Origin of the sequence: Chryseobacterium sp. JK1 (genome assembly GCF_050632815.1) — a bacterium.
Taxonomy (GTDB): Bacteria; Bacteroidota; Bacteroidia; order Flavobacteriales; family Weeksellaceae; genus Chryseobacterium.
This window is the reverse complement of record NZ_JBODRU010000003.1, coordinates 187888-204560: the sequence shown is the minus strand read 5'-3', so window position 1 is coordinate 204560 and position 16673 is coordinate 187888. Positions and strand designations below refer to the sequence as shown.

20 protein-coding genes and 1 tRNA gene are annotated in these 16673 nt (G+C 34.7%); 6 read left to right on the top strand and 15 right to left on the bottom strand.

The features are described 5' to 3' along the window. Nucleotides 1–9 precede the first annotated feature (9 nt). The 8 genes from ACQ76T_RS17610 to ACQ76T_RS17575 form a co-directional block, all read right to left on the bottom strand. Complete coding sequence (locus ACQ76T_RS17610; protein WP_431344566.1) at nucleotides 10–450, bottom strand: GNAT family N-acetyltransferase; 441 nt, start codon at nucleotides 448–450, stop codon at nucleotides 10–12. A 51-nt stretch (nucleotides 451–501) separates the two neighbouring features. Then, nucleotides 502–1284, bottom strand: coding sequence for a hypothetical protein (locus ACQ76T_RS17605; protein ID WP_431344565.1), 783 nt, complete (start codon nucleotides 1282–1284; stop codon nucleotides 502–504). 27 nt (nucleotides 1285–1311) lie between these two features. Then, entirely contained in the window at nucleotides 1312–1848 is a 537-nt protein-coding gene (locus ACQ76T_RS17600; RefSeq protein WP_431344564.1) for a hypothetical protein, read from the bottom strand. A 129-nt stretch (nucleotides 1849–1977) separates the two neighbouring features. Next, nucleotides 1978–3177 carry a tyrosine--tRNA ligase gene (gene tyrS / locus ACQ76T_RS17595; protein ID WP_431344563.1) on the bottom strand — a complete coding sequence of 400 codons (1200 nt, stop codon included), beginning with the start codon at nucleotides 3175–3177 and terminating at the stop codon, nucleotides 1978–1980. Between the two features lie 467 nt (nucleotides 3178–3644). Then, nucleotides 3645–4235, bottom strand: coding sequence for an NAD(P)H-dependent oxidoreductase (locus ACQ76T_RS17590; protein WP_431344562.1), 591 nt, complete (start codon nucleotides 4233–4235; stop codon nucleotides 3645–3647). 75 nt (nucleotides 4236–4310) lie between these two features. Beyond that, the gene (locus ACQ76T_RS17585; protein WP_431344561.1) at nucleotides 4311–5129 is read right to left on the bottom strand and encodes a helix-turn-helix domain-containing protein; all 819 of its coding nucleotides are present in this window, start codon (nucleotides 5127–5129) and stop codon (nucleotides 4311–4313) included. Between the two features lie 14 nt (nucleotides 5130–5143). Next, nucleotides 5144–5638: a GNAT family N-acetyltransferase gene (locus tag ACQ76T_RS17580; protein WP_431344560.1), complete on the bottom strand. Its 495-nt coding sequence runs from the start codon at nucleotides 5636–5638 to the stop codon at nucleotides 5144–5146. Continuing rightward, on the bottom strand, nucleotides 5616–6239 hold the full coding sequence (locus tag ACQ76T_RS17575) for a TetR/AcrR family transcriptional regulator (protein WP_431344559.1): 624 nt from the start codon (nucleotides 6237–6239) through the stop codon (nucleotides 5616–5618). Before ACQ76T_RS17575 ends, ACQ76T_RS17580 begins: the two co-directional genes overlap by 23 nt. Before the next feature lie 96 nt (nucleotides 6240–6335). On the opposite strand from ACQ76T_RS17575, the gene ACQ76T_RS17570 reads away from it, so the two are divergent. Then, nucleotides 6336–6470 carry a hypothetical protein gene (locus tag ACQ76T_RS17570; protein WP_422693832.1) on the top strand — a complete coding sequence of 45 codons (135 nt, stop codon included), beginning with the start codon at nucleotides 6336–6338 and terminating at the stop codon, nucleotides 6468–6470. Beyond that, nucleotides 6470–6808, top strand: a complete 339-nt coding sequence (locus tag ACQ76T_RS17565) for a hypothetical protein (protein ID WP_431344558.1) — start codon at nucleotides 6470–6472, stop codon at nucleotides 6806–6808. Before ACQ76T_RS17570 ends, ACQ76T_RS17565 begins: the two co-directional genes overlap by 1 nt. A gap of 469 nt (nucleotides 6809–7277) precedes the next feature. Here ACQ76T_RS17565 and ACQ76T_RS17560 read toward each other — a convergent pair whose 3' ends face one another. Further along, on the bottom strand, nucleotides 7278–9650 hold the full coding sequence (locus ACQ76T_RS17560) for a TonB-dependent receptor domain-containing protein (RefSeq protein WP_431344557.1): 2373 nt from the start codon (nucleotides 9648–9650) through the stop codon (nucleotides 7278–7280). Nucleotides 9651–9778: 128 nt separating this feature from the next. On the opposite strand from ACQ76T_RS17560, the gene ACQ76T_RS17555 reads away from it, so the two are divergent. Continuing rightward, nucleotides 9779–10354, top strand: coding sequence for a Crp/Fnr family transcriptional regulator (locus ACQ76T_RS17555; RefSeq protein WP_431344556.1), 576 nt, complete (start codon nucleotides 9779–9781; stop codon nucleotides 10352–10354). Nucleotides 10355–10413: 59 nt separating this feature from the next. Beyond that, entirely contained in the window at nucleotides 10414–11430 is a 1017-nt protein-coding gene (locus ACQ76T_RS17550) for an NAD-dependent epimerase/dehydratase family protein (RefSeq protein ID WP_431344555.1), read from the top strand. 9 nt (nucleotides 11431–11439) lie between these two features. Here the strand turns inward: ACQ76T_RS17550 and ACQ76T_RS17545 are convergent, their stop codons facing one another. After that, nucleotides 11440–12060 (bottom strand): hypothetical protein, encoded by a 621-nt coding sequence (locus ACQ76T_RS17545; protein WP_431344554.1) that lies wholly within the window; start codon nucleotides 12058–12060, stop codon nucleotides 11440–11442. 153 nt (nucleotides 12061–12213) lie between these two features. Further along, nucleotides 12214–12600 carry a VOC family protein gene (locus ACQ76T_RS17540; RefSeq protein ID WP_431344553.1) on the bottom strand — a complete coding sequence of 129 codons (387 nt, stop codon included), beginning with the start codon at nucleotides 12598–12600 and terminating at the stop codon, nucleotides 12214–12216. A gap of 206 nt (nucleotides 12601–12806) precedes the next feature. On the opposite strand from ACQ76T_RS17540, the gene ACQ76T_RS17535 reads away from it, so the two are divergent. After that, complete coding sequence (locus ACQ76T_RS17535; protein WP_431344552.1) at nucleotides 12807–13370, top strand: TetR/AcrR family transcriptional regulator; 564 nt, start codon at nucleotides 12807–12809, stop codon at nucleotides 13368–13370. Nucleotides 13371–13409: 39 nt separating this feature from the next. Then, complete coding sequence (locus tag ACQ76T_RS17530) at nucleotides 13410–14816, top strand: MFS transporter (protein WP_431344551.1); 1407 nt, start codon at nucleotides 13410–13412, stop codon at nucleotides 14814–14816. Between the two features lie 107 nt (nucleotides 14817–14923). Here the strand turns inward: ACQ76T_RS17530 and ACQ76T_RS17525 are convergent, their stop codons facing one another. From ACQ76T_RS17525 to ACQ76T_RS17510, 4 genes are all read right to left on the bottom strand, one after another. Further along, on the bottom strand, nucleotides 14924–15490 hold the full coding sequence (locus ACQ76T_RS17525; RefSeq protein ID WP_431344550.1) for a hypothetical protein: 567 nt from the start codon (nucleotides 15488–15490) through the stop codon (nucleotides 14924–14926). A gap of 39 nt (nucleotides 15491–15529) precedes the next feature. After that, a complete protein-coding gene (locus ACQ76T_RS17520; protein ID WP_431344549.1) occupies nucleotides 15530–15730 on the bottom strand; it encodes a YqaE/Pmp3 family membrane protein in 201 nt (66 codons plus the stop codon). 70 nt (nucleotides 15731–15800) lie between these two features. Next, complete coding sequence (locus tag ACQ76T_RS17515) at nucleotides 15801–16499, bottom strand: M949_RS01915 family surface polysaccharide biosynthesis protein (protein WP_431344548.1); 699 nt, start codon at nucleotides 16497–16499, stop codon at nucleotides 15801–15803. Nucleotides 16500–16596: 97 nt separating this feature from the next. Then, nucleotides 16597–16671 (bottom strand) — tRNA-Lys (locus ACQ76T_RS17510). Nucleotides 16672–16673: the final 2 nt, after the last annotated feature.

Sequence of the window (16673 nt, the reverse complement as noted above, 5' to 3'; positions counted from 1 at the left end):
TTATAACTTTTAATTCTTCTCGGTTTCCATGAAATAAGAATTCTGATCTTCGTCCACGATTTTGAAACCTAGACTTGTGTAAAGATGTTGGGCTTTATTGGTTTTCAAAACACTTAATGATACTGTTTTTCCTGCCAGTGAGGCTTCTTCCAGGATATCAGACAAAATTTTTTTTCCAAGGCCTTTGCCTTGTTGAGCAGGATCAATCTGAAGCTGCAATATATCAATATTGGTGAACGTCCTGTTTACTTTTAACAGTCCTATAGGTTGGTTGTCTAAGAGAATAATCTGGGCTTTTTCAAATTCATACAACACTCTTTGCAGGGTTGTATGCCTGTCGGTAGAAAGCCCTGAAACTTCATAATGAGGAACCATGGTTTTCGTTCTCAGATCAAAAAGAAAGTCAAGGTCTTTTTCGGTTGCTTGTCTGTAGGTGAGTGAGGTATTCATATTTTCTTGAATTCTAATTTCAGGCCAGATGATCAGTCATTCTGAAAAAAATTAATAAGAATCTAAGATAACGATTCTGGAATTTTTTTCAACATTAATTCTCATCTTCATTTCAATGGATTGTTTAAAAAACGAATAGGCGTAATAGATCGTCTGTGCATAAGGTCCATTTTCATCAGCCGAACAGTCTTTTATGAAATCACACTCACTTTCAATTTCTTTAAACAGTATGAGATTATTTTGATGATCGGCTATTATCTGCCGGATGACATCCTCTTCACTTTTTGTAAATTCATAATCATAACCGTCCATTTTTTTATCTAAGATCATTTTCATCAGTAGAATCATATAATCATTAAATTGTAAAAAATCTGTTGAATCCATATTAATACCGCCGTCACTATGTTTTAATCCATAATTTTCCAATTCGTAAATAGGGAAATAATGAGTATAATTCCCATATTGAAACATGTAGCTGGTACAAACCGTTGAGGTAGGAAGTTCGTACAAAAGGATAAGCCCGTAACGGTCATACAATTCTTCAAGATATTTTTCTCTTGTAGAATAATCGCTTCCAGCGAATTGCGAGTACACTTCCTCAATGAGAAAAAGATCAATCTCAAACAGCTCATCAGCCGTTATGGTATTAATATCATTTTTGACCTTTTCTAAAACTTTTTCAAAGACAATATCATAGGTTCCTATTTCTTTTTTTCTTTCCTCCAGAAATGCCTTGAATGTTCTTGTATGAAAGGTTTTATGTTGAAGATCCTCATAAAGGAAAGAAGAGGCTTTTTCCCTGTTGAACATATAAATTGAAGTATCTCTTCCCATTTCCTGTTGTAATTATTTATGACTGTTTTAGTCCGATGTAATATTTCTCTGGTTGATGTAGGCTTCATCAACAATTTCTTTTTCAAGACGGTCAGGATGCATGGTGATTTTTATAAACTCTTCATCACTGTAGAAACCTCTTAAAAGAAGTTCATTCCCAACTATTTGTACTTGGGTAGTAAGATTTTTAAGAATAATTTCCTCGCAGTTCAGGGTCTGAATATTAAAAATAAATAATCTTTCTCTGTGCTTATCCTGATATTTGATGATCAGATAGTTCTCATAAAAATACAGACGCGCATTGCTGTAGGGATTGTTGATAGGAGGCCTCCATGTAATCAATGTTCTTTCATTCATTCTAATGTAAACCTGCTCTTTTCCTACTTCATTATACTGCCACCAGGCTACAATACCATAAGAGTTGACGGCAGTTTTATAAACTGATACCGAGTTTTCTGCTCCAAAATTATCTGTCCATACAATTTCTTCTTCCGTCATTTCGGTTTTAATATTGTTCATGAACAATGCCTCATCAATCAGATTGAGGATTTCAGCCTGCGTCATTATTGTTGTATTTAATAAAGACGAAGATATTGAAAATTATTCTCTCTCGATAAGAATAGCAAAGTGAATTGTAAATGATACAACCACTTTGCCTTTTGTTTTTCTTAGAAATTTTCTGATCGTAAAATTTTATACCAGTCTAAAAAACTTTCGTTTCCCCATCTTTATTTTGATTTCCTTTTCAATTTCAATCATCTTATCAGGTTCTGTTATTTTAACTGTGTTGACCAGAACACTTCCACTTTGAATAAGTCTTCTTACTGCCGATTTGCTGAGGTCATTTCTAAGCAGATGACAAAGCTCGAGAACCGTGGCCCTGTTTTGACGAAGATTCAGAGTTTGAATAGATACAGGTTCAAAAGTTTTATTCTCAAAATTCTTACTCTGAAACTGATTGTTAAAAAACTCTTCAGCGTTTTCAGCATCTTCTTGATGATGGTATTGGCTGATGATGTTCTTGGCAATAAGTTTTTTAATATTCATTGGATTTTCACCCTTTTCCATTCTTGCTTTTAAACTCATCTTCGTGTCTGGGGGAAAATCTGTGGCTAGATCTATGAATTCTTCAATAAGGCTGTCTGGGATGGACATTGTTTTTCCAAACATCTCATTAGGTTCGTCCGTCAGCCCGATAATATTGTTCAGTGATTTGCTCATCTTCTCCTTTCCATCCAACCCTTTAAGCAAGGGCATACAGATTACAATCTGACCCTGCATCTGATGAACTTCCTGAAGTTGTCTTCCCATAGTACAGTTGAAAAGCTGATCTGTGCCACCCATTTCAATATCACATTCAATCTGTACAGAATCAAAACCCTGCAGGATAGGATATACCAGTTCGTGCATGGCAATAGGAGTGTTTTCTGTAAATCTTTTATTAAAATCATTACGATGCATCAGCTGGGCTACTGTTATTTTAGAAAGCAGCTGAATAACTTCCGAAAAATTAAGAGCATCAAGCCAGTCAGAATTGAAGACGATTTTTGTTTTTTCAATATCAATTACTTTGGAAAGCTGATTGATGTAAGTCTCTGCATTATGCTGTACTTCTTGCGCGCTTAGCGGCTTTCTGGCCTTGTTCTTTCCGGTAGGATCACCAATTCTTGCGGTAAAACTTCCCACCACAATAATGATCTGATGACCAAGCTCCTGAAACTGTCTGAGCTTTTTAAGTACCACCGCATGACCAAGGTGAAGATCCGGAGCAGTAGGATCAAAACCCAGTTTAATGGATAATTTTCTGTTTTCATTGTCGGCTTGGGCGAGCTTCTCTTCCAGACCATTGTCAGGAAGGATGATCGCCACATTTTCTTTTAATGTATGAATCATGTTGATGAATTTTAGAAACAAAAAAGCCCAGACAGATAATGTCCGGGCTCTATATATACGTTAGATAATTATTTAATGGAGTACAGATATAGAAAGTCTTCCCGAACGATAGCCCGGAGTGTAATATTCACTGAAGAATGGAAGACGCAATATGCTGTTTAAATGTTTCATTGAAATGCGAATATAGCAGAATTTTCTGTAGATCCAATATTTAAACCACTAAGAGGTGTTGTAAGGTTATAACAAGATTTGTTTTTAAAAAAAACTTAACCTTTTACGAATCTTAATGGTTTAAAATAAAGGTTCAAAACAATTTTACTTGCCATTTTTGAAGCTAATTTCATGCCACAAATCCTGTAATTATAAAATAATAGGAACTGTATTTTATAATTTTTTTTATGGGTTTATTTATTTTTAATGAAAAATATTTAATTCATTGATTGTCAGTTTTAAGTTTTAGATTAATGTTAATAAATAAGACTATGCTCCGCATAGATTTTTCTAATATGCTCTTTCCAGATTTCCAGATCTTCAGGTGATGCTTTATCTGCCTTTTCAAAAAAGAGATGGTGTAGAATTTCCAGTCCTGAATAGATGAAAATACCGTTATCAGAGGTTAATGTAAGGGCTTTATCCATTCCTGTCTGCTGATATTCTTCATGAGATTTCCCATGCGTATTGATGATTATCGTTTTTTTTCCTTTCAGAAGTCCTTTCTGTATTCCCTGATCATAACGATAAGCGAATCCATAACTGAAAACACGGTCAATATACCCTTTCATGATGGCCGGAAGACCTGTCCACCAAATAGGATAAATAAAAGTAATCTGCTCCGCCCAGTTGATATGTTCCTGTTCCAGCTTTATATCCTCGGAGACTTTCCCGGAACGTTGCCCCTGCATATCATGTAATGAGAGTACAGGATCAAATCCGATTTGGTATAAATCACGGATGATAATTTCGTTATCCTGTGATTTCAGATGATCAACAACAGTTGTTAAAATACGATGATTTAAACTGTTTTCATTAGGATGGGCATAAATAATTAAATGTCTCATTGTTTGGATTGTTAAGATTAATGAGACAAAAGTAGCAGGATCCTCTTTTCAAAAATTGTAAGAAAACGAAACGGCTTATTTAGATTTCGGATTGCATATTTCCTGCTGGAATTTCAGGTAACGTAAAGGGGACAGATTGAGAAAATGTTTAAAATCATGAATGAGCTGACTCTGATCATAGTAACCACATTCATCAATAATGGTAAACCACTTTATTTTATTCTGCTTTTCGGTTTCCTCTTCAATGAGTTGTACGGCTTTTAAAAAACGATGATATCGTGTAAGTTCTTTCAACGAATAACCGAATTGCTCTTTTTGTTTACGCTGAATGTTTCTTTCTGTCTGATGGGTTTGTTCTGCAATTACTTTAACAGGATTCAGAAGATTATTTTCAAAAGAACCGAGAAGCTGGCTGATATCATCCTGATGCTGAAGATAAGGTTTACAAAACTCTAAAATATAATCTACTTTTTCTGTCGGTGATGTTATTTTTGTCAGTTGATGCCATAGATGGGTGAAGCAGTTTTCCATCAGCAGATCGTCCGGATGGTTCATTAAATTTTCAGCCGTTATTTTTCCGAAAAACCTGAAAAATGAGTCATCTTTAAAATTGGCAACAAGAATTGAACATGTTACTGGAAGGGTATAATCAAAGGCCTGTCTTACCGGTCCCAGAACAATACATTTGTCAACAAAAACATTTGTTTTCTCTCGGGTAGACATCGAAGCACTTTCACCAAAACAGAATAACAGAATGGTTTGATAGGTAGGAAGCAGTGTTTTGGAAACAGAGGTTTCGGAAGTATTCTCAGCAAAATAGAAGTGAGTAAATACGTTTTCAAATTCCTGAGGAACTGAAATTCTCAACTCGTTATATTCCGGTAATAATTCCATTGTAAAGCTGTTTATTATCTCAGATTTTTAATCATTTTATAATTGATGAGGTCAACATAATTCACGCTGACTATCTGTTCTTTAAGTGTGTAGAAGCCTTTTTTTTCAAAAAAAAGTTTTGCGGTTTTGCTTACATCTGCGGTTAGAGAGATTGAATTTTGCTCGATGGCTTTTTCTTCAATCTGCTCATACAATGCAGAGGCAATTCTCTTTTGCTGATGGTCTTTGTGAACAAATAGCAAATCAATATAATTTCCTTGATCAAGAGTACAGAAACCTACAATCTTATTCTGTAATACCGCTACCAAAACATATTGTTCGTTAATCACTTTTAGCCATCTTTCTTTATTTTCAGCGCCACAGGTCCAAGCTTTTCTTTGCTTTTCATCGTAATCGTTTCTACAGATTGCTTCTATTGTTTCTGTGAACAGTTTTCGCATTTCTTGTAGGTCATTTTTATTTCCTTGTCTGAAGGTAATGTACTGATTATCGTATGTATTGCTGCTCATATCGTATTTGTTGCTCTCGGTTGAGAAGAGGGTAGAATAAATTCATCTGAAGAAGTGTATAATGTTGCAGGGCCACATCTTGATCAAGTTTTAAAATTAATCGGTTGTGGCTAAGCCAGTTATCTGCAATGATGAAAATTTGCTCTGTAAGACATTCGATCACAAAATCAGGTATATTATTCTGGAAAACACCACTTTTCTGAAGATTGGAGAAGATCAGGTAAAATTCCTCCTTTCTGTTAAAATTAATACTTTCATACTGTGATTTTATATCCGGAATTTTATTCAGAATATCTACAAAATTGATGAATATAAAACGATAGGCATAAAATATCTCGCACGTAGAAAAAGTAAATTGATAAAGATCTTCCAGCGTTTTATTTCCGCTTTTTTTCATTTGATTAAGCAGATCATCCATTTTCTCTGTAAGTTCTGAAAAAAGAATTTTGATAATATCTTCCGAATGTTTGAAATGGTAATGCAGATTTCCCGCACTGATGTTAAGCTCAGCGGCAATGCTCCTTGTTGTGATATTATTGTATCCTTTTTCGTTAAACAGTTCCAACGCTTTGGAAAGGATTTTTTCCTTTGTGTTCATCATTCAAAGATAAGAATAATAAGGTGGGAATAAATCATATTTTCGAAATTAGAACAATTGTTCTAATTTACTATATTTGTATCATCAAATCTTATCATAATGGAAGGAAAACAAAAGTTTGATTATCAGTCTGCGGAAGAAAACGGGACGAAAAAGGAACCAGATTTTCAGGAAGTGATATCCAAAGTTCTGCAGATACTACTCGGAATTATTATGGCAGTTCTTCATATGTGATGGGAAAGAAAATTTCCTATTGGTTTTTGCTTGGGTTGGTTGCTTGGGCAGGGATACTCCTTTTGAGGCGAAATGGTATTTATATTCCCTTCATCAATAATCATTTTACGGATCTCATTACAGTTCCGATGTATTGTTACCTGATAGAATACATGATGAATTTTTTATCGTATGATCAGTGGAAACCTGATTTGAAATTTGTACTGACATCTATTCTCTACCTTTCTTTTTTATTTGAAGTGCTTTGCCCTAAGATGTCTGATCGATTTACAGGGGATTTTTTAGATGTATTGGCTTATCTCGTGGGAGGAATGATTTATTATATCAAGTCCGATTAAACTTAACCACAAAAGTCACAAAAGTTTTTTTAAAAACACTTTAGTACGCTGAAGAAGGTTTAAAATAATACAGCATCCAAGTACACTGAAGAAAAATCAAAGATTTTTAAAAACTTATGTGGACTTATTCTGCACAAGGCTATCTTCTTAAGCTCACTTAAGTGTTTCAATCTGTTGTGGCGTTTAACTTCATTGAATCTTCGATTTTTGGTTAAATAAAACACATAAAAGAAGGATAATTTCTAAGGCTGGATTCCTACGGAATGACAAACAGGACGTTGAGTGTATCCGTACACTTCGTCATTCCGAAGGAATCTAAATATTCTATAATTTTAAAGCACTTTGGAAAGGGTAAGGAAATACCGCACAATGAAATTAAAAGGCCGGCAGCTCCACATCGTTTAGGAGACTGCCGGCCGGCGTTATAGTTTTTATCCTGGTTCAAAAAGAGTGTTTTGTAGAAAGAGGTTTAGTTACCACCTGCTCTGTTCGATTCTTCAAACTTCACTTGCTTGGTAGCTCCTTTCACATTGTTATTTCCGAATTTATAAGTAAGCGAAAGATGAACGTTTCTGGTAATACCTTTATATTGGTAATCAATATTGTATGATGGGTAATATTCAATTCCTTTTTCGCGGTTGGTATTTAAAAGATCATTTACGTAAAGATTAAGGAGAAGTTTTTTATCCATGAAAGCCAGTTTCATTCCTGCGTATAGAGATGCATTGGTATAATAGTAGGTATTTCCGTTTCGGTTCGGAAGGCTGCCCCACAATCCAAGCATCAGTGTTACTGTTTTTTCTTTATTTAGAAAGAAACTATTGTCGATATTTAAATTAGCACTGTATCCCGCAGGAGCCGTGAGAATAGCCGGATCATAAGATTTGGATTTGGTATAATATCCGTTGGCAAATATTGTAGATTCCAACCATTTCAGTTTATTATAATTGTAGCTGATATTGATTCCTGCCTGATCTTCGTTATAGAAGTTTTTAGCAACCGTATACCTGTAATTGCCGTCCACCATCTGAATTCTATCCCAGTTGTTTTTATTGTAGTTATAATAGAAGGTGACATTAAGATTGTTATTCAGTACATATCCAAATTCAAAATTGTCTGAGAATGAAGGCAGAAGGTATGGGTTTCCTGTAGTATATTCATAATCTGAAGTATAATATTTGAACGGATTCAGATTACCGAAATACGGACGTGAAATTCTTCGTGAGTAGTTAAGGGAAAATGCATTATTTTCGTTAGGTTTATAGCTGATATATGCTGTCGGGAAAAATTTTCCGTACTTTATTTTTGCTGAAGTATTATCATTCATCGAAATTCCCTCCAATGTTGTATACTCATAACGAAGTCCTGCCTTAGCGTCCCATTTTTCATTAATTTTAAAATTGGTAGAGATATAAGCAGCATAATTTTCTTCATTATAGAAAAAAGTATTTGTTTTATCGGTATTCAGATCGTACTGTCCGTTTTTCAGATCAAAAAAATTAAATTCAGAATCATTTTTAATCTTTGTATATTTTAATCCGCCTTCGGTTTTTACTTTACCGAAAGTTTTTTCCAGATCAGCCTGCCCGGAATAAATTCTGTATTTACTGATAGGATTAGCCAGAGTAGTAGTTGTTCCTGAAGGAACAATGGTATTGGAAAGGTTTCTCGCATTCGAGTTATTGATCATCATGTTGGCGGTAAGATTCAGCTTACCTCCCGTGCTGTCTAGTTTTGCTTCATAAAAAGCAGTGGCATTATGAACATCTCTGCTGTTTCTGTTTCTGAAATTGGACATGATATCCAGCAACCCACTCTCATTGAATCTGGATGAAGTGCTTTCTGCTTTCTCTAAAGGATTGCTGTGGGAATAATTGTAATTGATCCCGGCAACATTCTTATCATTGATCTTATATTCAGCTTTTATATTACCACTTTTGTATTTATAGTTATTCAGATTTTGGGTATCTCTGTTCCAAAAATCATTATTGGTTGTTCCTTTCAGATAATTGTAAGTAGTATAATACCAGTAATTGTCTCCTACAGATAAATTGGTACTTAACGATAGTTTTTCACCCTGATAATTAAACGTTGCTCCGCTTCTGGCAGAAACAGTAGGCCTTCCCCAGAAGTAATTTCCAGAGGTCTGAAGAGATCCGTTCCAACCCAGATTGGCATTTTTCTTAAGAATAATATTAATGAGTCCGCTTTTTCCTTCCGCATCATATTTGGCAGGAGGAGTGGTGATCACCTCTATTTTAAGAATATCATCGGAACGGAGTGTCTTCAGATAATTGATAAGTTCCTGCCCGTTAAGGTTCAGAAGTCTGTCATTGATCATAACAGCGACATTACTTTTCCCGGCAATTGTTATCGCATCATCACTGGTTTTTACCATGGGCGTTTTTGCAAGAGCTTCTATAGCGTCAATTCCCTGAGAGGCTACAGAATTCTCTACATTGAAGACCAGACGGTCTACTTTTCTCTCGAATAATTTTTTCTTTGCAGTAACGGTTACTCCTTCTATTTTCTGTTCCGGAACAGGAACTTCATTGATCTGGATGTCTTTTTTCGAATTTCCGTTGACTGTAATTTTTTCACTGTTGGTTTTTACCCCGTCTTTTATAATCTCTAGCAAATAATCTCCATCTTCTTTTAAAGGGATTTTAAACAATCCGTTTTCGTCTGTAATGGCAGAAAATTTAATGTCATTTTTTGTAATAAGAACCTCCGTTTCAGATATAGGCTTATTATTTTTATCAGTAACTGTTCCTTCCACACTTTGTGCAAAAATGAATGAAGAAGAAATAAGGCTTAGGAGAAAAATAATCTTTCGATTCATACTTAGTTTTTATACAAGACAATTATTTCTTTCATCGTATTACATCGTTTTGCAAAAAAACTTTCTGAATTTCATTCAAACTGAGATTTTGTTTTGATATTTTTGTAGCTGGTAAAATACTCAAGTTCATGTATGATAAGTTTTTACAGTATCTCTGTTCCAATCATCATTTTTCTCAAAAAGAATTAGATAAAGTTCAAAAGTATTTTGAGCCTGTAGCCTATCCAAAGAATAGTATCATAGAAAAAGAAGGAAAAGTACCGCAATATCTCTATTATATTATTTCGGGCTATCTCAGACTTTTTTACACGGATCAGAATGGGAATGAAATGACAACTCATATCAACTGTCCACCAGGTTTTTTTACTTCCTATTCTGAGTTTATCAATGAAACCATTTCTGAAAATAATGTAGAATGCATTACGAATTGTGAACTGTTGAGAATTTCCAAAGAAAATCTCGATCATCTTATTGCTGAAAGTCAGGCAATGAAAGATTTTAGTATTTCGGTTTTTCAGCAGTCTATCACGTATAATGAAAATCGGTCCAAAGAATTGTCTGTTCTGAATGCAGAACAACGTTATCTAAAACTGATGCAGGATTATCCTGAGATTATTCAGAATGTTCCCATTCAGTATATAGCTTCATTTTTAGGAATGAAACCGGAAAGCCTGAGCCGAATCAGAAAAAAAATAATTAACTAACAAATGTCAAGTGGTTCCCATGATGGGTAAAAGAACTTTGTAGCATTAAAATTAATGCAATGACAAAGAATAATTTGAGCCTCATTTCGGGAGCTAACGGACATCTGGGAAATAATTTAGTTAGGGTTTTATTGAAAAAAGGAATTCCGGTACGGGCGACGGTGAGAAATCTCAATAACAAACTTCCTTTTACAGGATTGAACTGTGAGCTCGTTCAGGCAGATATTACAGACAAGGCATCTTTTGTAAAAGCACTTCAGGGAGTAGAAACATTTTATGCTGTAGGAGCTTCCTTTACATTATGGGCCAAAAATCCTAAGAAAGAAATTTATGATGTAAATCTGCATGGTACCCAAAATACCATCGAAGCCGCCGCAGAAGCAGGCGTGAAAAAAATCGTATATGTAAGCTCAATAGCAGCTTTGGATTATACAAAACTTCCTGCCAAAGAAAGTAATGGATATAACCCGGACAGAAGAGACATGTATTATAATTCTAAAAATGATGGGGAGAAACTGGCTTTTGAACTGGCAGCAAAATTAGGAGTGGAGCTGGTTTCCGTAATGCCGTCAGCCATGATTGGCAGTGAAGCATTTTTACCTTTGAATGTTTCTTATGGCGTTTTAAAACTTATACTGAACAAAAAAATTCCTGTAGATACTAAAATTACACTGAACTGGATTGATGTAAAAGACGTTGCAGAAGGTTGCTATCTGGCAGCGGAAAAAGGACGTTCGGGGGAACGTTATATTTTGGCCAATGAAGAATGTATGACGATTACTGATACTACAAAGCTTGCTAACACACTTTTCCCGGAATTGAAATTGGAAATCCCGAGTGCAGTTCCAAAAAGCGTCCTTTTCATTATAGCAGCCCTCATGGAATTTTCAGCTAAACTTAAAGGAAAAGCTCCGGTATTAACGAGAAAAGATATTGCCATGTTTTCAGGCTTACAGCAAAATTTTGATATTTCCAAAGCAAAAAACGAACTGGGATTTAATCCTAAAAAACCTGAGCAGGCGGTAAAAGAAGCATTACAATATCTTATGGCAAATCCTGAAATTCTAAAAGAATGATGAGAATTTTTATTGTTCGAGTTTGATGATAGAACCTTTATAAAATTTGGTTAAATCGTACAAATCCGTAAAGTAAGGCTGAAGATCAGGAAGAATTTTTCCGTCAAAGTCTTTCATACTGAATTGGCTTTCTGCCAATGTGTATAAAGACTGGTGGTCAGATTTCAGATAATCGCAAAGTATATTCTGGCTGCCCTGTTCTTTGCTGTAAAGTTCTGTTAGAAACAGTCCGTAAATGATAAATTGATTGAAGCGCTGGGCATCTGTAATATAATCAACATGCTGCTGAGAAAGGTTTTCATAATTGGAAAGGATCTGCAAAAAGTTGTCAGCATGTCCGGCAGTCGGAATTTCATAAAAAATATCAAGGCCATTAATGAATAGCTGTGTTTTTACTTCTTCAAAATCTGAAGGGTAAGTCGTGGTGAACCATGAGAAGATATGCTTTAGTTCCTCTTCTGTAAGTTCTTCTACAGAATCCTTTACTTTATCTCTTATCAATTCAAGATGACTTTTAGCATTGGGTTCCAAGAATTTTAGAACAAGATCTTCTTCACGGCAAAGCTTATTGTACAAATTAATTTTGGCAACATTAGGATTAGTTTTAATGAAAAAAAGTTCTTTTGCCATAGTTATTTACCCAATGATTTTTGTTGATAATGGTAATTAAAGATACAAAATAAGATGTAAGTTTATTAAAAAAAATAGTATGTATCGAATGGTAATAGTGAATATTCACTCAATTCGTTATGATATTCAGAGGAATATTGGTGTTTTATTCAATTATAAAACGGAAACTGTTTCATGCAGCGCTATTCTGTTTCCTTCAGAATCTTCAAATTCTGCAACAGCAAAACCATACTTTTCATCAATCTTTTTAGGATAAAGAATTTTCCCGCCATTCAGAAGAACAGTGTCCAATGTTTCATCGATGTTTTTAGTTTTAAAATAGATAATAATACCATATTTACTGGGTTTGTAAACATCTCCTTTTGCCAAAGCACCGGTAATTCCACTTTTTTTTTCCTCAAATGGAAACATGGCCATTTCATACTGATCTATGATTTCTTTTTCAAAAGTAAAATTGAATACTGCAGAATAAAATTTTTCAGCACGCTTAAGATCATTGACAGGAATTTCAAAGTAAACAACGGGATTGGAGGCGTTCATATTTTTGGTGACAGGGATTTAGTGGGTGTATTGCAAGATACATTAATCAGGAAACATGAGAGTAATAAGAAAGATAAAATTTTCATGAAAAACAGATTTTAATGAAAGTATATTTTATCTGATCTAAGATAAATGGTTTTTCATAAATTTTAAAAATAGATAGACTTATCTATTTTTTTTATGTAGCTTTGTCAAAAGTTTTCAAAATGAAAAAAGAAAAAGTCCGTGAAAGAATTATCAGAGTGGCTTCCGATCTGTTTTACAGACAGGGCTATAATTCAACAGGAATTAATCAGATTATAGCAGAAGCAGATATTGCCATTGGTTCACTGTACAATCATTTTCCTTCCAAAAATGATCTTCTGCAGGCTTATCTTATCAAAGAAGAGATCACTTGGTTTCAGGGTTTTGAAAATTGTATCGTCAAAATTTCTGATCCAAAAGATAAGCTATTGGCTATGGTGGATTTCAGAAAGAAACTGCAGCAGTCTTCCCAATTTTCGGGTTGCCATTTCATTAAAATTATTTCAGAAATAGGAGAGGGAAATCCGGTCATTTCAGATTTTGTAAGAAAACATAAAGAGAAGCAAAAAGAACAGATAAGAACTTTAGTAAAAGAGTCGAATTCCAATAGAGAAGAATCGGCTTCTGAGTTTATTTCGGATACTATTTTCCTTTTAATAGAAGGAGCTGTAGTCACCTCTACAATCAATAAAAATAATGATTCTTTTGCGCAGATTCAAAAAATGATTAAGGAACTCATTCCTTAATTTTTTTATCATTGTAAAAATAGATATATCTATATAAATATGAAACGTAACGATTTGAGATTAATGATAATACTAATAGGTCAATTGTTGACCATTATGGATATTTTCATTATCAATGTATCCATTCCCTCTATACAGCGTGATCTTGGTGCTACCCATGGAGAAATGCAGTTTATGATTGCAGCCTATCTTATTGGTTTTGCCTCTTTTTTGATCACAGGTGGCCGATTGGGAGATCTGTATGGCAGAAAAAGAATTTTTATTATGGGCCTTCTTTTCTTTATGATCAGTTCTATAGCCTGTGGTTTTTCTTCCGGAGCTTTTCAACTTGTCGTTTCAAGATGCATACAGGGAATAAGTGCCGCAATGATGGCTCCGCAGGTACTTTCGATGATACAGATATTATTTCCAAATCATGAAGAACGAACGAAAGCGATGGGTTGGTATGGAATAACGATTGGTTTGGGTACAATTTTAGGTCAGTATCTGGGAGGGTATTTTTCTTCTTTGAAAGGTTGGCATGAACCATGGCGGTTTATTTTCCTGATCAATATTCCTATTTGTCTGATTGCCATATTTCTTGGTTTAAAAAAACTGACAGAATCCAAAGTGAAAATATTTCAAACATTTGATATTTGGGGGGTAGTAGTGCTGTCGGTGGGACTTTTCAGTTTTACGTATGCACTTACTGCTTCGGAACAGGATGGAATGAACCGTCAAAATATACTGATGCTCATTATTTCAATAAGTGTTTTAATCTATTTTATTAAAAATCAAAGGAATAAAGTAAGAAAAGGAAAAGCTTATTTAATAGATTATGAGCTTTTCAGATCGAAAAACTTTAACCTGGGAATTCTTGCAGTTTCTTTATTTTTTATTATGCTTGATTCTTATTTCTACATACTTTCTTTATTTTTTCAGGATGGTTTGAATATCAACCCATTGGATGCGGGTGAAATGATCGTATTTCAGGGAGCAGGTTTTATACTGTCGTCCGTTTTTTCTGTAAAACTGATTTTACAATATGGAAAAAATGCTTTGATTTTAGGCCTCACTTTGATTATTACAGTTCTTATCCTCCAATTGTTTTTATTCAGAATGCAAACCGATTTTTATGCTTTTTATCTGGTACTGTTTCTACATGGAGTAGGAGTAGGTTCTATTATTCCTTCTTTGGCTAATATTGCCCTCTCCGGAATGCCTGAAAAACTGGTGGGAAATGCATCAGGTGTGTATACCACTTTTCAACAGATTGCAGCTATTATTGGAATTGTAGTGATAGGAAGCGTTTTCTATTACTGTCTGGGACAAAAAACATCAGTACAGGATTATCATCATGCTTTTTCAATAGCTGTACTGATTAATATTTTCTGTTTAATCGTTGTGGTTGCTGCGGTTTATATTGTACCTGATCATGTTTTACCCAAAAGAAATCTGGAGAAATAATGCCCATTTTTTTGCTGGGCTTTTGATTCATCCAACGTTGTTTTGCCATACTTCAGACGATTCCTGTTGGAGTCAAGTTGCTTAATCCGATGAGGTAAACATCTATTTTAAATATAAACTTCTGTAAGATAATCCATAAGATATTTTTTGATAATTTTATTCACAGATTCTTTATTCACAAGCCCATTTTCGTTATTTCTTCTGTAAAAATCGTAGACATTTTCCAGTTCATCAGACATCATGAAATATTCGTATTGTTCTTCTTTAAATGCCTGAAGTTCGGGATAGGTAAACGTCCATTTTCTGATAAAATTCCCTTTTGCGATTTCCAGATATTCGAAAATACCGTTTTCCGGTTCCAGATCAAACTCTCCCCTGAAGTTATCAATTCGGATCAATCCGGAATACCAATCTGCTTTGGGAGTTGTAAAAATAGTATTGAGCTTAGATTCCAGTTCCAAATCCATATTTTTCAGCCACTGAATGTCATGTAAAATAAGTTCATTATTTTTAATTTTAAAAGCAGCAATATAGCCTCGCCAAAGGGCCGACAAGCAGATTTCCGTTTGGGGTCTTTTTTCAGGAAACTGATTAAAGAATTTTTCTACAATTTCTGTATTCAGATAGTAGGTTTTCCTTTCAAAAGTTAAGGTATCTTTAATTTGTTGTGTCATCTGATCTATATGAAAGTTCATCAGAATATAACGAATCGATTAGCGTCTACTTTCGCGCATCGCTTTGATCATTCGGTCTGTTCTTTTTTCGGCTCTTGAATTGTTTAAAGAAACAACAGCCCATATCGCTGCGGGAAGCCATCCGATCAGGGTGATCTGTAGAATAAGACAAATAATTCCGGTAAGAACTTTTCCTCTGACTATAAAAGAAAGAAAAGGAAGTAAAATAGCTAATAACATGGTTTTAATTTTTTATTATTTTGGCTTTAGAATGATAAAAACAGGGATAAAAATAGAAGTATAAACGGGTTTATTGTTCATTCATATGTTTATTCCACACCTTCTCAGCATACTCTCTGAAAACACCAGGACCATCTTTAAATGCTTTATCAAAAGTATATTTTCCGCCCTCAAATAAAGGTTTATTGTTGTCGTCTATTCCATATTGCAATCTGCTTTCTCCACGCATCGCAAATTTGTTGGTTCCTTCATACATAATGATTTTCATATTGGAGGGGCTTACATCACCATGGCAGACCGTTTTATAGGTCATCCATATTTCTGCGGTTCCGTTTTTATCCAAATCTGTTACTGCTAAAGAATTCTTAGTGAACTCAGCAACAATATCTACGGGACAGTCTTTAACGAAATCATTAACCTTCCATATTTGTTGATTGTTTCCTAAGGAATAGCAAGACGCAAAAACTTCAGCATCTGCACTGTCACCAATTTCACGTGAAGAGCTTTCATTCCGGTAAATTCCGGTTTCAGAAGTCACTACGATATATTCTCCTGTCTTGTCCTTCCATCGGAATCCTTCTTTGAAGTTTCCTTTATATTCCAACGGCTTGGAAATTTGAGTGGAATCAATTCTTGCAGCAGTCAAGGAATCTGCTTTTTCAACCTGTAGGACTTCTTGAGGGGGTGTAGAAATAGCAGTCTTCTTTTCTTCTTTACAGCTTACAAAGGCAATGAATGGAAGAGCATAGAGGAAATAAATTGTCTTCACGATAATGATGTTTTTTGTTGGTCTGATAACAGGGCTCGAACCTGTGTCCTCCCGGTCCTAGAGCCGGGTGCTCTGCCACTGAGCTATATCAGAAATCAGGATAGGTGCAGGGCTCGAACCTGCGTCAACCCGGTTAAAGAGCCAGGAGTTCTACCACTGAACTAACCTATCCTT

Coding starts and splice junctions, on each gene's coding strand:
- ACQ76T_RS17610 (WP_431344566.1), bottom strand. CDS start 450: ATGAATACCTCACTCACCTACAGACAAGCAACCGAAAAAGACCTTGAC.
- ACQ76T_RS17605 (WP_431344565.1), bottom strand. CDS start 1,284: ATGGGAAGAGATACTTCAATTTATATGTTCAACAGGGAAAAAGCCTCT.
- ACQ76T_RS17600 (WP_431344564.1), bottom strand. CDS start 1,848: ATGACGCAGGCTGAAATCCTCAATCTGATTGATGAGGCATTGTTCATG.
- tyrS (WP_431344563.1), bottom strand. CDS start 3,177: ATGATTCATACATTAAAAGAAAATGTGGCGATCATCCTTCCTGACAAT.
- ACQ76T_RS17590 (WP_431344562.1), bottom strand. CDS start 4,235: ATGAGACATTTAATTATTTATGCCCATCCTAATGAAAACAGTTTAAAT.
- ACQ76T_RS17585 (WP_431344561.1), bottom strand. CDS start 5,129: ATGGAATTATTACCGGAATATAACGAGTTGAGAATTTCAGTTCCTCAG.
- ACQ76T_RS17580 (WP_431344560.1), bottom strand. CDS start 5,638: ATGAGCAGCAATACATACGATAATCAGTACATTACCTTCAGACAAGGA.
- ACQ76T_RS17575 (WP_431344559.1), bottom strand. CDS start 6,239: ATGATGAACACAAAGGAAAAAATCCTTTCCAAAGCGTTGGAACTGTTT.
- ACQ76T_RS17570 (WP_422693832.1), top strand. CDS start 6,336: ATGGAAGGAAAACAAAAGTTTGATTATCAGTCTGCGGAAGAAAACGGG.
- ACQ76T_RS17565 (WP_431344558.1), top strand. CDS start 6,470: ATGGGAAAGAAAATTTCCTATTGGTTTTTGCTTGGGTTGGTTGCTTGG.
- ACQ76T_RS17560 (WP_431344557.1), bottom strand. CDS start 9,650: ATGAATCGAAAGATTATTTTTCTCCTAAGCCTTATTTCTTCTTCATTC.
- ACQ76T_RS17555 (WP_431344556.1), top strand. CDS start 9,779: ATGTATGATAAGTTTTTACAGTATCTCTGTTCCAATCATCATTTTTCT.
- ACQ76T_RS17550 (WP_431344555.1), top strand. CDS start 10,414: ATGACAAAGAATAATTTGAGCCTCATTTCGGGAGCTAACGGACATCTG.
- ACQ76T_RS17545 (WP_431344554.1), bottom strand. CDS start 12,060: ATGGCAAAAGAACTTTTTTTCATTAAAACTAATCCTAATGTTGCCAAA.
- ACQ76T_RS17540 (WP_431344553.1), bottom strand. CDS start 12,600: ATGAACGCCTCCAATCCCGTTGTTTACTTTGAAATTCCTGTCAATGAT.
- ACQ76T_RS17535 (WP_431344552.1), top strand. CDS start 12,807: ATGAAAAAAGAAAAAGTCCGTGAAAGAATTATCAGAGTGGCTTCCGAT.
- ACQ76T_RS17530 (WP_431344551.1), top strand. CDS start 13,410: ATGAAACGTAACGATTTGAGATTAATGATAATACTAATAGGTCAATTG.
- ACQ76T_RS17525 (WP_431344550.1), bottom strand. CDS start 15,490: ATGACACAACAAATTAAAGATACCTTAACTTTTGAAAGGAAAACCTAC.
- ACQ76T_RS17520 (WP_431344549.1), bottom strand. CDS start 15,730: ATGTTATTAGCTATTTTACTTCCTTTTCTTTCTTTTATAGTCAGAGGA.